This window comes from Bacteroidota bacterium (assembly GCA_018266835.1).
In the GTDB taxonomy this organism is placed as follows: domain Bacteria; phylum Bacteroidota; class Ignavibacteria; order Tepidaquicellales; family Tepidaquicellaceae; genus JAFDZO01.
Genome location: JAFDZP010000005.1, coordinates 102,276 through 118,806 on the forward strand (window position 1 = coordinate 102,276; position 16,531 = coordinate 118,806).

Annotated in this window: 11 protein-coding genes; 2 read left to right on the forward strand and 9 right to left on the reverse strand. The window is 35.8% G+C overall.

Annotated features, from left to right (window positions below; translation table 11 throughout):
* Nucleotides 1-100: 100 nt before the first annotated feature.
* From JST55_13395 to mscL, 6 genes are all read right to left on the reverse strand, one after another.
* Nucleotides 101-439: an STAS domain-containing protein gene (locus JST55_13395; GenBank protein MBS1494504.1), complete on the reverse strand. Its 339-nt coding sequence runs from the start codon at nt 437-439 to the stop codon at nt 101-103.
* 41 nt (nt 440-480) lie between these two features.
* The gene (locus tag JST55_13400) at nt 481-1,815 is read right to left on the reverse strand and encodes a glycosyltransferase (GenBank protein ID MBS1494505.1); all 1,335 of its coding nucleotides are present in this window, start codon (nt 1,813-1,815) and stop codon (nt 481-483) included.
* Nucleotides 1,816-1,961: 146 nt separating this feature from the next.
* Nucleotides 1,962-3,524, reverse strand: a complete 1,563-nt coding sequence (locus JST55_13405; GenBank protein ID MBS1494506.1) for a response regulator — start codon at nt 3,522-3,524, stop codon at nt 1,962-1,964.
* Between the two features lie 40 nt (nt 3,525-3,564).
* Entirely contained in the window at nt 3,565-4,455 is an 891-nt protein-coding gene (locus tag JST55_13410) for a PorV/PorQ family protein (protein MBS1494507.1), read from the reverse strand.
* Nucleotides 4,452-8,690, reverse strand: a complete 4,239-nt coding sequence (locus tag JST55_13415) for an LruC domain-containing protein (GenBank protein ID MBS1494508.1) — start codon at nt 8,688-8,690, stop codon at nt 4,452-4,454. The genes JST55_13410 and JST55_13415 overlap by 4 nt, the downstream gene beginning before the upstream one ends.
* A 99-nt stretch (nt 8,691-8,789) precedes the next feature.
* Nucleotides 8,790-9,218: a large-conductance mechanosensitive channel protein MscL gene (gene mscL / locus JST55_13420; GenBank protein MBS1494509.1), complete on the reverse strand. Its 429-nt coding sequence runs from the start codon at nt 9,216-9,218 to the stop codon at nt 8,790-8,792.
* A 742-nt stretch (nt 9,219-9,960) separates the two neighbouring features.
* On the opposite strand from mscL, the gene JST55_13425 reads away from it, so the two are divergent.
* Nucleotides 9,961-10,326 carry a hypothetical protein gene (locus JST55_13425; GenBank protein ID MBS1494510.1) on the forward strand — a complete coding sequence of 122 codons (366 nt, stop codon included), beginning with the start codon at nt 9,961-9,963 and terminating at the stop codon, nt 10,324-10,326.
* Between the two features lie 180 nt (nt 10,327-10,506).
* Nucleotides 10,507-11,835, forward strand: coding sequence for a T9SS type A sorting domain-containing protein (locus JST55_13430; GenBank protein ID MBS1494511.1), 1,329 nt, complete (start codon nt 10,507-10,509; stop codon nt 11,833-11,835).
* 49 nt (nt 11,836-11,884) lie between these two features.
* Here the strand turns inward: JST55_13430 and JST55_13435 are convergent, their stop codons facing one another.
* The 3 genes from JST55_13435 to JST55_13445 form a co-directional block, all read right to left on the reverse strand.
* Nucleotides 11,885-12,589, reverse strand: coding sequence for an outer membrane beta-barrel protein (locus JST55_13435; GenBank protein ID MBS1494512.1), 705 nt, complete (start codon nt 12,587-12,589; stop codon nt 11,885-11,887).
* 73 nt (nt 12,590-12,662) lie between these two features.
* The gene (locus JST55_13440; protein ID MBS1494513.1) at nt 12,663-13,466 is read right to left on the reverse strand and encodes a CHAD domain-containing protein; all 804 of its coding nucleotides are present in this window, start codon (nt 13,464-13,466) and stop codon (nt 12,663-12,665) included.
* Between the two features lie 116 nt (nt 13,467-13,582).
* Nucleotides 13,583-16,429, reverse strand: a complete 2,847-nt coding sequence (locus JST55_13445; GenBank protein MBS1494514.1) for a T9SS type A sorting domain-containing protein — start codon at nt 16,427-16,429, stop codon at nt 13,583-13,585.
* Nucleotides 16,430-16,531: the final 102 nt, after the last annotated feature.

The window sequence follows — 16,531 nt, forward strand, 5'->3', positions numbered from 1 at the left end:
CTAATTTGTTATTCTTTGGTTTGTAGTGTTGCCTGCTACAATAATTCCGGGGGAAGAATAATTGAGGTTAAAATATTTCAACCTTTATTAAATAAAAAAATTAGAAGCTGCTAACTGCGTCTTCTCTTGCATCAAAAATTTCAAATACTTTGTATAATCTTGTCAGCTCAAACATAGCTCTTACAGGAGCTTGCAAACCAACGATTTTTATATCGCCTTTTACTGCTGTAACTTTTTTCAAACCTGAAACAATTGCTCCTAAGAACGAACTGTCAACAAATTCAACGTCAGTTAAATCGATAATAATTTTTTTCTTTCCGCTTGTTTCAATAAGATCGAAAAGATATTGTTTAAAATCTTTTGCAGCATCTGCCGTTGCCCTGCGAAGCTTAATAACAAGAAATGTTACTCCGTTTTGGTCAATTGCTTCGTAATTCATTTTGTATCTCCTTTAGGTTTATTATATAATTAGTTTTAAATTTATCTTTTGGCTCTTTCCCAGATCACTTTCTGTTCTCCGGTTAAAAAACGTTTTAATCCCACATATGCTGAGTAATTCATAACGAACAGCACGTATGGTATATTGAAGATTTTCACCTTCATTTTTTTTGTTTCAAGTATGTATCCGAGTAATGCAAATATATAAAAACTTAGCTGTACTAATAAAGTGAGAAAGTAAATATACGAAAACCCGCTTTTTAATAGATATATATTCAAAATCAATGCCAAAGGTATGATAAACGGCACAACTGCCCATCTTAATACTCGATGCGAAATATATTGGAAAGAAAGTATTCTGTACTTAAAAATATTGAACAATGATTTCAAAATTACTATAGCCTGAAATCCTCCTGCAGCAATTCTTCTTCGTCTGATATATTCTTCTTTCATATCGACTGTAGGCTCTTCTTCTGCATATGCTTCCGGTTCGTAAATTACTCTGTAACCTTTCTCAGCGACTTTCATTGATACTACAAAGTCTTCGATGAGAGTATTCTGCTCTACTCCATCACCCCAGAGATTTTTTCGTATTGCAAAAATTTCTCCTGCTGCACCTACACACGTCCAGAGTTTGGAATCTGTTTTTTTCAATAGTGATTCATACTTCCAGTATAATCCTTCACCTTCGCCGCTTGTTGAACTCTCACTTTTCTTTACTCTCTTCTCTCCTGCAACGCATCCAACCTGTTTATCTGCAAAATGTTTTGCAAGATTTATCAATGCTTCTTTATTGAAGTAAGAATTTGCGTCGGAGAAAACTAATATCTCACCTTTTGCTTTTTCAACTGTTCTGTTTACCTGTGAAATTTTACCTTTACGTTCAATATCCTTTGTAACTTTTATGTTAAGCTCGTCATCTCTCCCAATGTTATTAATAAAATTATCAATGGTCTTCTTGCCTTCGAGAGATATGTCATCAGTTGTAAATGTATCTCCTTCCAGATGCTTTTCTATTTCAGTAAGGATTTTTTCATCACGCAGATTTTTATCATGGTCATATTTTCTAAACTTCAGATATATCTCTTCATCTTTTGAAGTTGTATTTTTTAAAGCAGGGTCAACTAAAAAATTCTTATAGAACTCATCTATGGTTTCATCTATTGCGCCTGACGTATCATAAGCAATCGCAAACACAACTTCCAGCTTTTCTCTCGGATAAATTAAAGCCTGAGTGTTCTCAATTTTTTCTTTAATAATTCGTTTACTCTCACCCGAAGCGGAAATGACAAATGTAATTGTTGGATAATATGGTTCGCCTTCAGGAACTATACGTTCCGAGTGAACATAATTATACGGCTTAGGAAGAAGTTTCATAAGGAAAGGAATTCTCGAAATCAAAATTATCAATATTCCGTAGCCCGCGTAAGAATAGAAAATTGTGAAGAGAAATAACCAGAATAATATTTCCGCAGTTAAATGCAATGAATGAAAAATAAAAAATTAAAAGGAAATATTAATTATTAGTCGCATCGTATTGCTATCATACTAACATCGTCGTCAAAAACTCCACCTGTAAAATCTAGGAATTTTTCTTTTACATAATCAAATTGGTTCGGCAGATCGGCGGATTCTTCAATCGTTTGTACCAGTCTTTCCATACCGTACTGCTCACCTTGTTTATTTCTTGATTCAATGATTCCGTCCGTCAGTACAAACATTGAATCATGATGTTTTAAACTCATTGTTATTGTATCGTAATCGCCGTCCTGTCTTGCTCCAAGGAGCATACCTTCTGACTGATATGGCCTTACATGCTTACTTTCTTCATCATAATAAAGCAGACCTAGATCACCTGCGCCTGAGTATTGAACTTCTTTTGTTTTTTTGTTTACAATTACCAGTGAAACCGTTGTAAAAATTTCCGAAATCTTTGCATCATCGTAAATAGATTCGTTCACCTTCTTTAAAACTTCCTTAGCAGAAAAAACTTTCTGTTCTTTTAACACAACTCTTATAGCGCTTCTTAAATAACCAATGAATGAGAAAGTAAAGAACCACGCTCCCCATTTCTTACCCATTACGTCACCCAATATTACAACTAAATTATTTTCATCAAGCTCAATGTAATCTATAAAATCTCCGCCGGGCATTCCTTTGAAAGGAACATGCCAGTGAATTATTTCAAAACCGTCAAGGTTGGGCATATTTTTAGGCACAACTTCCATGCTGATTGAATCCGCAGCTTCCTGCAGCTCAAGCAAAGTATTTTGTCTCTCTTTTCTTATTGTCTTCAATACGTTGCCGACTTTTGCAGCAACTAATCTTGGATTTGTAGTCTTGCTAATAAAATCTTTAATGTCTAAATCAAAGCTTTCCATCACAACGTTATCCTGGTCATTTGCAGTAAGAAATATGAATGGAATATGGCTGAGCCTGTTATCGTTCATCAGCATTTTTCTGAAGCTGAAACCGTCAACATCGGGCATCATGTAATCCGATAAAATCAAATCGGGATTATGAATTCTCGCCAAAGCAAAACCCTCCTGCGCATTGTTAGCAATCAAACAATCATAACCTGCCCCCATAAAAGTTACGCTGAGAATTTTTAAAATAATCGGGTCATCATCTACCAATAAGATCTGAAACGGCTTCTCGGAAAATGTCTCTTCGAATTTTTTTCTTATTCCGTAAACTCTGTATATTTCAACTCTTTTTAAAATTGAACTTGTCTTGAGAAGTAAATCCTGTATATTAACAGGCTTGGAAATGAAATCGTCAGCGCCTAAGTTAAGAGCTTTGATTTTATCTTCATTGGAAGTCCTTGCTGTAATAAATACGAACGGCAATGCCTGATATCTTTCATCCTGACGAACCAGTTTGCAGAATTCAAATCCGTCCATGTCTTCCATCATTACATCGCAGAAAACTAAATCAATATTGTGAGCCTTTATTTGTGCCAGTCCGTGTTTGGATGAGTCGGCATCAAAAACTGTGTATCCTTCTTTTTCAAGATTGTGACATATAAGCTTGCGCGTTACTGCATCGTCATCGATTACTAAAATTTGTCTGTTATTTTTCTTCATTAAAAAATTGTCTGGGATATTCTTTGTTACTAAAACTATTTTAAAAATCTAATATAAAACCGAACTTGCTGACATTGCCAAGGTCACCGTTGCGGCTGTAGCTGTAATCTAAATTTATCTGTGAGTATTTTAATCCTACTCCGAATGAAGGCGCGTCCTGAACTGAATTATAACCGCCCCTCAATTTAATCATATTTTTGTAAATATCATATTCACTCCCTATAGAAAATTGTAATTTCTTATTTCCCGTAACCATTATTTCAGGGGAGATTGTTAATACTGATATAGGAGAATACGCAGCACCTAATTTAAACTTGCTAATATATGTATCTTCTCTTCCGTTCAGTTTTATGTTTGCGCCGATAGCATCCTGAATCATAAGTCCCATTCTGAATTTTTCATTAACTACTGTCAATAACCCGACATCGAATCCTACACCCGATGCTTCAAAGCCTGCAATTGAGTGTCTTATATATTTTCCTGTAACACCTATCTGTAAATTCTCTGTAACAATTTTTGAATACGATAAGAGAATTGCCAATTCGTTATCTGAGAAAACTTCACCAGATGGCCCCGATACATTTTCTACATAAGGAATATCTGAAACAGAAGAGTAAATTACTCCCATTCCCATAGTACCGAACTCAAATCCTTTTGAAACTCCCAGATTACCATAGTTCATTCCGTCGATGCTTCCGAATAAGTTTGAATACATTCCAAGCACCTGCAATTTATTTTCAGATGAAAGTCCTGCAGGATTGTAAAATATTGCCGAAGCGTCATTTGAAATTGCAGTGAATGAATTGCCCAATGATGTCGCTCTAGCGCCGAAACCATTTTTCATAAATGCGCCAACTTCACCTCCCTCACCACTTTGTGAGAATACTTTTCCGGTCAGTACCAGTAAGATTAAAATTATTATCTTTTTCATCTTACTACTCCCATCTTTTGGCTCTTTGTATATTCAATGCCGCCGACCTTTGCTTTAATGATGTATATATATGCGCCGTTAGCGACTTCCACTCCTCTTTCATTTTGCAAATTCCATCTGTAGTCATAATAAAATCCGTTGCGGGCAAACTCTTTGAATGTTGCAGTCTTCACTAACTGCCCGCCTAAATCATAAATCTGTAATTTTATATCCTGAGTTTCCGTAGGAAGCTCTGCTCTTATCAATGTTGTAGATTCTTTTACAGGATTTGGATAATTAAAAATCTGTCCTAACTGATTTCCTGCAGGATTTACATTGTTGTTCGTACCGTCAAATCTTGTATTAGTTAAATCCTTTCCGAAGAATTGCCATTGAATAACTGAACTTGCCTTTGTATCAGGGAGCTCATATGTTTTAATCGTTTCATCAAATGATGCAATAGTGATATCTAATTTTCCGTTTGCGTCTAAATCTCCAATAGCAGGAGAAGAGACTATCCATCCGCCGAATAGCCCGAACAGATTTGTTGTATTCAAATCCATTACACCGTCTTTATTAATAACAAAGACTGCTCCGTTCATTCCGCAATAAACTGCTTCCATGAATCCGTCTCCGTTTACATCCGCTATTACAGGGCTCGAATCAAACTCTGTAACAGTCTGCATATTCCAGTTAACTTCAAGCGCTTCACTTGGATTGATTGATAAAATATTTCCGTCTGTTCCTGCTATTATAATTTCCTTTGTTGAATCTCTGTTCATATCTGCAATTACAGGGGAGGAAATAAATCCCTGCGATAGCTGACGCCTTGTAATAATAGTTCCGTTCGGTTTTATTAAATATAAATAGCCGCCGCTTGATGCTGCTACAATTTCGTAACTGTTTCCGTTGAGTTTTGAAATTACGGGCGAAGAATAAACAACGTTATCTAATCTTACAGGAAAACCTGACTGAATCGTTCCGTCCGCTCTTACTACATTCAACGTGCTGTCCGATGTTCCAATAACAATTTCTTTTGAGCCGTCATTATCTATATCACCGATTGCAGGTGAAGATAAGATTACTAAGTTGCCGTATGCATCCTGAGTTTTTTGTACTTTTACGGGAAAGCCATTCTTCATCGCTCCGTCAAATCCCACCACTGAAATATTCCCATTTCCTGAAAATACTATTATCTCTTTGCTTCCGTCATTGTATATATCAGCAATTACAGGTGAAGATTTTATTGCGCCGCCAGTATAGAAAGGAAATCCTTTCAATAAATTTCCGTTGTTGTCTATCGCAAACAAATTTCCGTCGTCTGAGCCGAACACAATTACTTTCTTTCCATTGACAGTATCTATTGCCGCTGTTGAACGGATTATTCCGTCAGTCGGGAACGGAAATCCCTGCATAATTTCACCGTTGCTTTTGAACGCATACATCCTCTTATCCATAGCACCGATGATGACTTCCTGAATCCCGTCTCCGTCCAGATCATAATATTTCGGTGACGCAAAGAACTTTGCAATGGAGTCCTGAAAAATTCTTTTTCCCAATCCTTTATTTCCCTCAAATCTGTTTTTTGCAGTTGAAGTAAAACTCATTTCATCAGTGGTTACTATATGCTTATTCCAGACCTTTGATGTATCAGGGAAATTGTACCAGTCAGTGTTTAAAGTTTTGTTCGATGTTATGTACGATGTAAATCTTGGATACGCTACCCATATAGGATAAGCGGGACCTTCAAGCGGCCATTTGTATGTGCTGGGATTCTGATATCCTAAGTCCAAATAATATCCGTATAATGGTTGACCGATTAAATTTGTATTATCTAAATTCTGTGTATTGCCTGACGGACCTGCCAGAGAGGCTATATGTATTTCACCGCCGACTGATGTTATTATATATGGGTCAGATTTTCCCGTTGTAAATCCACTCAATGGATTGCTTGTATTGTTTACAGTAATTTCTAATTTCGCCTTATATCCTTTTTTCACTCCAACCTGCAAAGGACTCGTATTAGTGCTGAACAATCCCCCCGCAGGCGGCAATGCTGCTTTGCTTGATGGAAAAATTGTTGTAGTAAACGCACCTGTATTTGCCTGATTACTAAAACTTAATGCAGGAATTGTATTTCCGAGTGTATCGTAAACTGTTAACGATGTCGTTGTGCTTCCTGTTAGATTTACTTTGTGCTTAAAGATATGGTCGAATGATGAGCCGCGTGCCAGCGTTTCGTAGTCGTAAGTTATCTTTGTTATGTTTAAGCTTAAGTCAGTTACAATTGTCTGCTTCATGCTTGCGACAAAATCGTTCACGTCCCAGTCATTCCATGCGCTGTTTTTTATATCTTCAAATGCCAGTATATAATTATTTATTTGTGTATTCGGATTTGAATTCTTTATTGATATGGATGCTGAATTCTGAGCAGATAATGTGTCAGCTAAAGCATTTCCTTTTAATAAAGTGGAAACAGTAACTGAAGTATTATTCGGAATAGGATTTCCGTTATAATAATTCAGCTCACCCTTTGCTATAATTTTTATTTTCAAGGTATCGGATGTAGAAAAACTAAATCCGCTCCATTTCACAGTGCTTTGAGTTGTACCTGCTGTGTAAGTCCCAGAACCTAAATTTCCCTGAGTGTTGCTGGTAAGCACTGACGACTGATAATCTAATCCATCCGGCAATGTAACTGTAACGTTTGCTCCGTTTAGAGCTACTCCTGCCCTGTTTGTTAAATATGCAAAATATGATATCGTGTCATTTGAATTTACTTCTGCTTTGCTGGTGTTATTAATCACATTAACATTATCCGCTATCATGTCATTTGCAAAACACATCCAGTCACCTGACCAGTTGCAAGTTGCCACAACTATCGGCTGCGTAGAAGTAACTCTCATATAAGGAATTGTTGTCGCTCCGTTATTAAGCTGATTGTACTTTGCTTTGTTTACCTTAAAATCATAATACTTTCCTGCTGAGAGATTTATTGTTGTATCTACTAGTCCGCTTAAATTATTATCACGGATTCTTACTTCTGAGTTATCATAGTTTGCATAAATAAAAAGATGTGTGAACAATCCGTCTGCGGAAAGCGTTGTATATTTTTGATTAGTACCCGGAATAACGCAGTTATCAATTTTATTCGGATATGGAAGATACACTACTAAATTTTGCCCTGCATTTATACCTCTGTCTGATGCAGCATAAGAATAAATATCTGCCGTTGTAGCTCCGTACGAACTTTGTAGATAATTTCCTTCGAAAATAGAAACTTTTCCGCCGTTTGTATAAGCGCGGAATTTATGCTCGTTCTGGTTTCCGTTATCAAGAAAATTACCGACCTGAAACTGATTTAAATTATAACTCTGAAGCTGCACCCAATTATTTCCGTTATTAAGCCATTCAACCTGAAGTGTGACATTATTTGAATAAGAAGCTATTCTCAGTTCCTGCTCCTTTTTATAATCAGAGGGAATATTGAAATAAAAAAGAGAATCAACTGTGCTTCCCGTTCTTCCGGGAACGTATGCTCCTGCTTCACGTGAATTCGTAGTCAACGCTCCATACTGAACTGTAACCGGCTTGGAAGTTGTTATCATATAACTCTTTCCGTTATTCAGTAAATTTCTTCCTGTCGAAGAAGTATAAATCAAGTCCTGGTTAATATTGAGATTGGTGTTAACGAGAAGATTATTATTAGGCAAAGGATTTACCGAAGTTAGCCCTGTGTTATTCATTCCTGAAACTGATATATCATTTATTCTTACATTTGTACTGTCAAAATATGTAAAAACGTTTATATCACGATTTGAAAATGGTGAAGTATTTACATATACAAAAAAAGTATTTCCAGTCATTGTTCCGTTATCGGAAGGAAGGAAGTCATGTTCCCAGTCGGAATTCACCTGCTGATATACAATAACCGGCTTATTTGATGATACAAGAAAATAATCTCCGTCCCACTTTCCGCCTGCATCATCATTAACTGCACCGTCTTTCATATAGCAGACGTATGACTGACCTCTCATTAATATTCCTGACCATGAGTCGTCTGTATCTCCATCCGAACCGTCATCTGTAAGTACAACTGAAGTTGAATCAGTGAATGCCGTAATTACAAGACATACAGGTCTGTTGTTATTTTCATTAACGGGAGGAACATACATCTGGAATTTTGTGCCCGCTCCGCCGCTGAATGCAGCTTTGAAAGATATGAGAAATATGAGAAGGGTAAAAATTTTTTTCATGTAAAAAATTAAGTGAGCGGATTTATCTTACTACTTTTAAAGCAATTACCATACCAATAATATCAGGGAAAAATATATAATTTAGTCCAATTCTATCTATTATTTCGCTTTATTTTCTTTTAATAAATCACGTATCTCAGTTAATAACATTTGTTCTTTTGTAGGAGGCGCAGGAGGAGGAGGAGGTGCTGCCTCTTCTTTTTTCACTGCTGCCTGATAAATTTTTATCACTATAAAAATACAGAATGCAATAATTACAAAATCTATAATAGACTGAGCAAATGCTCCATAACCGATAGCAACTTCCGGGGAAACTACTTTATCACCTTCCATTACAGCTTTTTGAAGTACAAATTTCAAATCGACGAAATTTACTTTTCCGAGTAAAATTCCGATAGGAGGCATAATGATTTTATCTACAAATGCCGAAACTATTTTCCCAAAAGCTGCGCCGATAATAACACCGATGGCAAGATCCAGAACATTACCACGCATTGCGAATGCCTTGAATTCTTTAATGATTGACATAAAATATTCTTTGATTTGAACCCTGAATTTAAGATATTTTATCTATAAAAGTTACTGAAAAATTAATATCCCGGCTAAACCAAAATAAGTATATTAACTATCTTTCTTTTAAAATATTACAGTTTTTAATTGTTTTAAAATTAAAAATTGAAATAAGAAGTACAATTACTACATTACGAAAAATTCAAACACCTGTTTAATTATTTAATTAGAAACAGTGCACAATTCAACAAAAAAATCACGCTAGTTAAATTATTCCTGCAAAATAAATCCTTTCATTTTAATTTTAGATATTGTAGTTTTGTATAAGCAGGTTCTTTTACATAAATAAAACAGGGGGAAAAATGCTCGCAAGAAGCATTTCTGGAGTTACAACATTTGTATTTGTTGTGTTCTGCGCAGTTATTTTAGCTGTTGCAGGATTTTTATTAGTGATAAATTAGTAGGGGTATTAAGAAATTTTTAAAGCCGTCAGGACTTCCTTCTGACGGCTTTTTTTTTACAATTCGCTAAAAGAAACCACTTGCTTCTTTCCTTTTTATGCCATATATTATTGTAGTGATACCAAAAATTACTTACTCATTAAAGTTCTAAAGCTATTGTACTATTTTTCTTCTCCCCTGTCAGTTATATCCTTCATACCCGCAGTAAAGGACAAATAAAATAACAAATTTAATTACAAAACCAGTCCTAGATTTACCCCAGCTCTTTTTGTAATAACGTATTTCCAAATTTCATCGAAATGGAAAAAGAGCTCTTAGATTTATCCACACTGGATTTCCTTCTGGAAATCACCCAAGATTCCTTAACTTATTATTCAGAAAATGTTATAGAATCTGAATCAGGCAAAACGGCTTTAGAGTTTCAGCTTGACGAAGTAAGCTTATCTACTTTACTTAAGAAATTAGAAAACTGCAAAATTGAATTAGCAGGCAATTCCGTTCTATCTACTTATATTGATTTCAGAATACATGAAATCAAAAAAGCTATGGAAAAGAATACTATTTCAGCTTACAGCAAAAATCCACAGTACGGAATGCAATATTTCACTCTTATTTTAGATATACTTTCAGATAAGAAGAAACATTTGAACAAAGTACCTGATTAATTCATTTGTCAGCGTTTGTACTCCAGCAACCGCTCCCCATATTATTACTTGCACACTTACTTTGCACCTACAAATATCTTATATATTATAATTTCAATACTGTTTAAAGATTTATGTTTTTATTTATGAAATATTGTTTTACCTTGCGGCAGACAATATTTCATAACACTAATTACAGAAATGAAATCTCTCTTCTGCTTTATGCTTACCCTCATGAGCATTTTCACCCTTACCACAGATTTTACCCTCGCCCAACAACTTCGCTGGAGAGTTTTACCGGCCGGATTTGTATCCCCCACCCGTCTGGAAGATATCTGCTTTATCAACGCAAACACAGGCTGGACAATCACTAACTATAGTGATCAATTCGGAGGCGACCATCATCACATTTTTAAAACAACAAATGGAGGTAAAAGCTGGAGTGATCAGTCCGACAGCTCCTCTATCTATTACCGGTGCATCGGTTTTGCTGATTCGTTGAACGGGTGGATCGGAATGCTTTCAAGAGATAACGTACCTATTATTAGAACTACAAACGGAGGAGCAAACTGGTTTCCTTCGCTTGTTACTCCAATTACCGATACAAATAATGTTTGCGGGTTAAGCGTCATTAATAAAAATATTGTTTACGGATGCGGAAGGTATTGCGGTCCTTCAAGATTTTATAAAACGACTAACGGAGGAGTTAACTGGACTGTAAAAGATATGTCTCAGTATGCTACAGGCTTAGTTGATATTCATTTTTTTTCTGCTGATTCCGGTTTTGTAGTTGGCGGTACGGGCGGTATATGGCCTGATATGAATGCAGTAGTGTTGTTTACTTCAGACGGAGGTGAAACCTGGGTTGAAAGACACCGCACTGTCCGCAGTCAGGAATGGGGCTGGAAAATATCTTTCCCGACAAGAAATACTGCTTATATTTCATTGGAAAGCTGGATAAGTGATAACCAGTTTTTAAAAACAACTAACGGCGGAGTTAACTGGATAGAGAAACCATTTGTATCAGGATATAATCAGGAAGGAATAGGGTTTATTAATGAAAATACCGGCTGGCTGGGCGGCGGACCAATGACTTATAAAACTACTAACGGAGGTGATAACTGGTTTGCCGATAATATCGGTGCAAGAATGAACCGGTTCAGATTTATTAACGACACTTTAGGATACGCCGTAGGTCAGAAAATTCTCAAATTTTCCAGAGATAGCACAACCGGTATAAATGTAATTTCAAATGAGATTCCTGCAAAATTTTACCTGGAACAGAATTATCCAAACCCTTTTAATCCCGGAACTAAAATAAGATTTGAAGTTGCTTCCCCTACAGCAGATATGCGGCTGGAAGTTTACAATTCATTGGGGCAGCTTGTAGAAACACTTGTTGATAAAATTTTAAGAACCGGTACGTATGAAGTTGAGTTTTCTGCCGCTAATCATCCTTCGGGAATTTATTATTACAGATTGATAACAAATAATTACGCTGAAGTAAAAAAGATGATACTTGTAAAATAATTACAAAAGATGCCCTTTGATTAAGTTCAAAGGGCATTTTGATTTCATTTTAAAAACTAATCATTATTCCGGCTCTCGTTGTAATAAATGAAGCATTTTTCATTTCAGGTGATGTATACTGTGAATTATTGTTTCTGAAAACTGTATATCCTTTCGAATAAGTTATACCTGCATAGTTATATTTAACTCCGATATCAATCGTAAGCTTAGGTATAATTGAAATTTCTGTACCGACACCAAATGAAGTACCGACACCTGTTTCACTAACTGACTCCGTTGCGCCTGCCAATGAAATATTTGAGGGGTCCGAACTGGATGCATTTATCTGACCTGTAAGCCTTTGATTGAAATTCATAAAATGAACTCCGACCTGCGCTTCTCCGTAAGGATTTACTATTAATCCCGGAAGTTTTAATCTGCCTCCAAACATTATTGAAAAATCTGATGCCATCCAGTCAGGTGTAAATCCGCTTGCTGTTGCGCCAAGATTTGTTTTGAACTGATCAGTAAAATAAGAATTCTTGTACCCGAAAGAATTGTATTCTGCATTAACAGATAAATCTAATGGAATTAAAGGAAGCGATAAAAATACGAATCCGATTTGCGCAGATGGTCCTGCTTTATAAATATCACTGAACCCCCCGACGGGAAGATTTACTCCTGCACTGAATGAAACTTTTCTGTCTTGAGCATAAGAATTTATCGATAGAATTGTCAGGAGAAGAATTGTAAGTACTGTTTTATTGCTTTTCATGATTTAGAGTTTATTTAATAAAAAGTACATCAAATAATACATCTAAATTCCCACAAAGGATACTACATAATATTTAAAAATTTAGTTCCTGTAAGTTTTTTATGAAATTTTGCAAAGCTGAGTAAATAAGGTTTTCACTCTTTGTTACATCATTATTCAACTGTTGTAAGATTCTATCAGAATTTTTAAAATTATTTTTGTGTATGAACTTGTTAAAGATTGTAAGGTCATGCCATGCACCCAGAATTTTGTTAAGGTTATCAATTTGCCGCATAATCACTTCATCTTTCAAAAAATAAAATGCATCGCAGATTAAATCATAATTATAACCCGCTTCCTTCATAAGTTTTCTTAAATCATGCAAAGGTGATTTTTTCTTTTCATTTGTAATCTCAAACTCAGATATTTTTTTGAATAAATTATTCAGGTATTTGAATGAAAGATTTTCAATATTTCCTGATTCATTTAAAAGAAATTCCAGTTTAGTTTTTTCTTCTTTGAAAATAGTCTTCAGTCCCACTGAGTATGAAGAAATCTGATACTCTAATTTCTCTGCTAGTTTTTTGCTTTGAGTTTTAAAATATTCGTTTAGATGTTTATCAGATATCTTTAAAGCTCTTAATTCAGTTTTCAAAAGAGTGTTTGTTCTTAGTTTTCCTGCCGAGTTATATAGCTTTCTTAACAGTTCATTATCAAATTTTTCACCGTACTTAAAAAAATTGAGCAATGATTTAAACGCATTAATTTTCTTTACACACACTCTGAAATTATGGATATCCCTTCGTTTGAAATTTTTCTTTATCTTCCAAAGCTCCTTAATGCAATCATTTTGTAGTGATAAATAATACTCAAATAAATATTTTTTTGAGATATCCATACCAAAACTTACTTGTTTGCATTTCACTGTTCAATTACTCAATTTTTCCTGTAAAAACAAAAAGCCCTGCAAAATTTCTTCTGCAGGGCTTTGATGAAACTTTACATACTATAATTTTACTTTATCAGTACCATTTTTTTGCTTTGAACGAAATCCGGCGTTTCCAGTCTGTAGAAATAAATGCCTGATGAAAGATTTGCCCCCGGCATTTCAACTGAATGATAGTCAGCAGATAAAATTTTATTTTCAATCAAGCTCATAACTTCTTTACCGTTCATATCAAAAACTCTCAATGTTACTCTTCCTTCTTTAGGCAAATTAAAATTAATCTTTGTAGAAGGATTGAATGGATTTGGATAGTTCTGCAGTAATTCAAATTTCTGCGGCACACCAATTACAACTTCATTACTTAATTCATAATATCTATAATTCCCGTTAAGGTCTGTCTGCTTCAATCTGTATGAATATTTTCCTGCTTTAATATTCTTATCCGTGAATGAATAATTTTTCTCATTCTGAACAGTCCCGTTGCCGTTAACCTTTCCTATACTACTCCATTGTCCATCGATATTTTTTCTTTCAATGATAAACTCTTTATTATTTACTTCTCCTGATGTCTTCCATTTTAGTGTTACTGAATTCCTTTCCACTAATGAATAAAACGAAACTAATTCAACCGGCAACGGAGTATCAGGCCAAAGTTTTCTTTCATAAACTCCTCTGCCGTGCGTTGCAGCCCTTATTGAATTATTCGCAGGCGAAATACTTAAATCAAAGACCATTGCTGCTTCTGGCATTCCGTCGCTGAAAGATGACCACGTCGTTCCTGAATTTGTGCTGATATAAATTCCTAAATCATTTCCAAGATAAACATTATGCGATATTGAAGGGTCAACAACTATTGACTGCACCGGCACGTCGGGCAATGTTCCGTTTATATCGCTCCAGCTGCTTCCACCGTCAGTTGTTTTGTAAACATGAGAAGTACCAAACCCTCCGAACGCAGCATAAACAATTCTGCTATCCAATGGATCAACTGCAATTTTGTTTGGATACCTGTTTGGCAATCCTGTAGTAATATTAGTCCAGCTTGTACTTCCGTTCGTACTTTTAAAAAATCCCATCTGATTCGCACCGCCGGAGTTTGGAACTGTTGCCGCATATAATGTATCTGAACTTGTCTTTGATACTGCTATAGATAAAATCTTATTGCCGTCTAATGCCGCTGCAAGTGAATCAAAACTAATACCGCCGTTAGTTGACTTAAATATTTTCTTCGCACCCGCATAAACTACTCCTGTATCCGAAGGACTTCTGACAATCGGCGAAATGAAATTCGCATTTACACTATTTGAAGTAAATGTAGTCGTCATCGTATTCTGCGCGCCTTTATTCGAAGAGTAATTTACTTCCATATATTTATCTCCCATAATAATCGAATTATTATTCAGCGGATTTATACTGCAATACGTTCCGTCTCCGCCCGAAGGTCTGTACCAGCTATTGCTTCCATCGTATCTTGCAATACCGTTATCCTGCAATCCTCCTATGGCAAGAGTTGAATCCGTTGCCGAATTCGAAAATCCTCCATAGAACTGGGCCGTCACTAATTTATTATTGCACCTTGTATAATTTTCTCCGAAATCAAACGACCTGTATATTCCACCGTCAGTAGCTACGTAAATTTTATTTGCATCGTAAGGATTTGAAATTATCTGATGATGGTCAACATGAATATAATTTGCCGCGCTTGTATTTGTGCTGCTCTTTTGTGTGATTGTAACACCTGAATTTGTTGACTTATAAAAATTTACTCCGCTGAAAAGCATTTGCGAAGAATCGTTATCTTTTATCTTCACACCTGCAGCGTACCAACCCTGGTCTTCAAGCATATCGGGAGTTCCGCCGGAAGTCTGTGTCCATGTCGCTCCCTGGTCTGTTGTTTTATAAATACCAACAGTTCCTGCAGAAGATGTTCTGCTTCCTATTACAGCGTAAACAATATTATGATTGAGATAGTAAGATGAGAGAGTTACCCTTCCTGTGTTTGTACCGGGAAGTCCGTTTGTAAGCTCAGTCCAGTTTGCGCCGCTGTTTGTGGATTGGTAAATTCCCTGAGTTGAGCTTGATAAGTTTCCTACTCCTGCATAGATAATATTTGTATCTATTCTGTCTATTTCAATATCCATAACCATCTGGCCTGTAAAAACCTGACTCCAGCTGCTTCCGCCATCTATAGTTTTGTAAATCCCTTCCGATGTTGCCGCATAAACTGTGTTGGAGTTTCTTGGATTGAAAACCAAATCTGCAACTCCCCTGTTCTGCGCATAGGTCCAGTCCAATGACTTCGTCCAGTTAACTCCGCCATTAGTCGATTTTAAAATTCCTATTCCATAACTGCCGCGTGTTGTTCTCGTGCTGAGTCCGTTCAATGCTGCCGTATAGCCATAAACTTCTCCTGTGCCTATGAACATTAAATTTGTATTTGCTGAATCCAGTATAACTGCGCTTACGCCGACTGTCTGAAATCCTGTCGGCACATTTACCCAGGCAGTTGTTCCAAGTCCACCGTTCGTGCTTTTCCATAATCCGCCGCCTGCAGAACCTGCCCAGAGTATTGATGTATCAGCAGGATTAATTGTAATGCACAGCATTCTTCCGCCGATATTTTCGGGTCCTATATTAGTCCATGTATTAGAGGCATCTGTATTGGAAGTTAAGGAAGGTATATTTTTTGATTTCTCGTATTCGACGGTATATTTATCCGATGGAATATCTGCATACGGATATGCGCGGGAATCATTTACAAAATTTAATGCTTCAAATGATTCGCTTGATTTTTCATCGCAGAACCCGACAGGAAAGTTATCAGGATTTGGAGTTTGTGAATTATTTTGATTCGGCGAAATATAATAAAAGAAAATTAACAGTAAAAAAATTACAGCTGTTCTTATAAATAACATCCGGGGATTTAGTTTAAGCCTTAAAAATAATATTTACATATTCTAAATAAAATGAATTTGGAATTTGAATTAAAGGAAAAATATCGGAAAATGTTTTTAATA

What these genes read in the sequence shown, in the direction of transcription:
- JST55_13395 (MBS1494504.1), bottom strand. Translation starts at nt 439, where the DNA reads ATGAATTACGAAGCAATTGACCAAAACGGAGTAACATTTCTTGTTATT.
- JST55_13400 (MBS1494505.1), bottom strand. Translation starts at nt 1,815, where the DNA reads ATGAAACTTCTTCCTAAGCCGTATAATTATGTTCACTCGGAACGTATA.
- JST55_13405 (MBS1494506.1), bottom strand. Translation starts at nt 3,524, where the DNA reads ATGAAGAAAAATAACAGACAAATTTTAGTAATCGATGACGATGCAGTA.
- JST55_13410 (MBS1494507.1), bottom strand. Translation starts at nt 4,455, where the DNA reads ATGAAAAAGATAATAATTTTAATCTTACTGGTACTGACCGGAAAAGTA.
- JST55_13415 (MBS1494508.1), bottom strand. Translation starts at nt 8,690, where the DNA reads ATGAAAAAAATTTTTACCCTTCTCATATTTCTCATATCTTTCAAAGCT.
- mscL (MBS1494509.1), bottom strand. Translation starts at nt 9,218, where the DNA reads ATGTCAATCATTAAAGAATTCAAGGCATTCGCAATGCGTGGTAATGTT.
- JST55_13425 (MBS1494510.1), top strand. Translation starts at nt 9,961, where the DNA reads ATGGAAAAAGAGCTCTTAGATTTATCCACACTGGATTTCCTTCTGGAA.
- JST55_13430 (MBS1494511.1), top strand. Translation starts at nt 10,507, where the DNA reads ATGAAATCTCTCTTCTGCTTTATGCTTACCCTCATGAGCATTTTCACC.
- JST55_13435 (MBS1494512.1), bottom strand. Translation starts at nt 12,589, where the DNA reads ATGAAAAGCAATAAAACAGTACTTACAATTCTTCTCCTGACAATTCTA.
- JST55_13440 (MBS1494513.1), bottom strand. Translation starts at nt 13,466, where the DNA reads ATGGATATCTCAAAAAAATATTTATTTGAGTATTATTTATCACTACAA.
- JST55_13445 (MBS1494514.1), bottom strand. Translation starts at nt 16,429, where the DNA reads ATGTTATTTATAAGAACAGCTGTAATTTTTTTACTGTTAATTTTCTTT.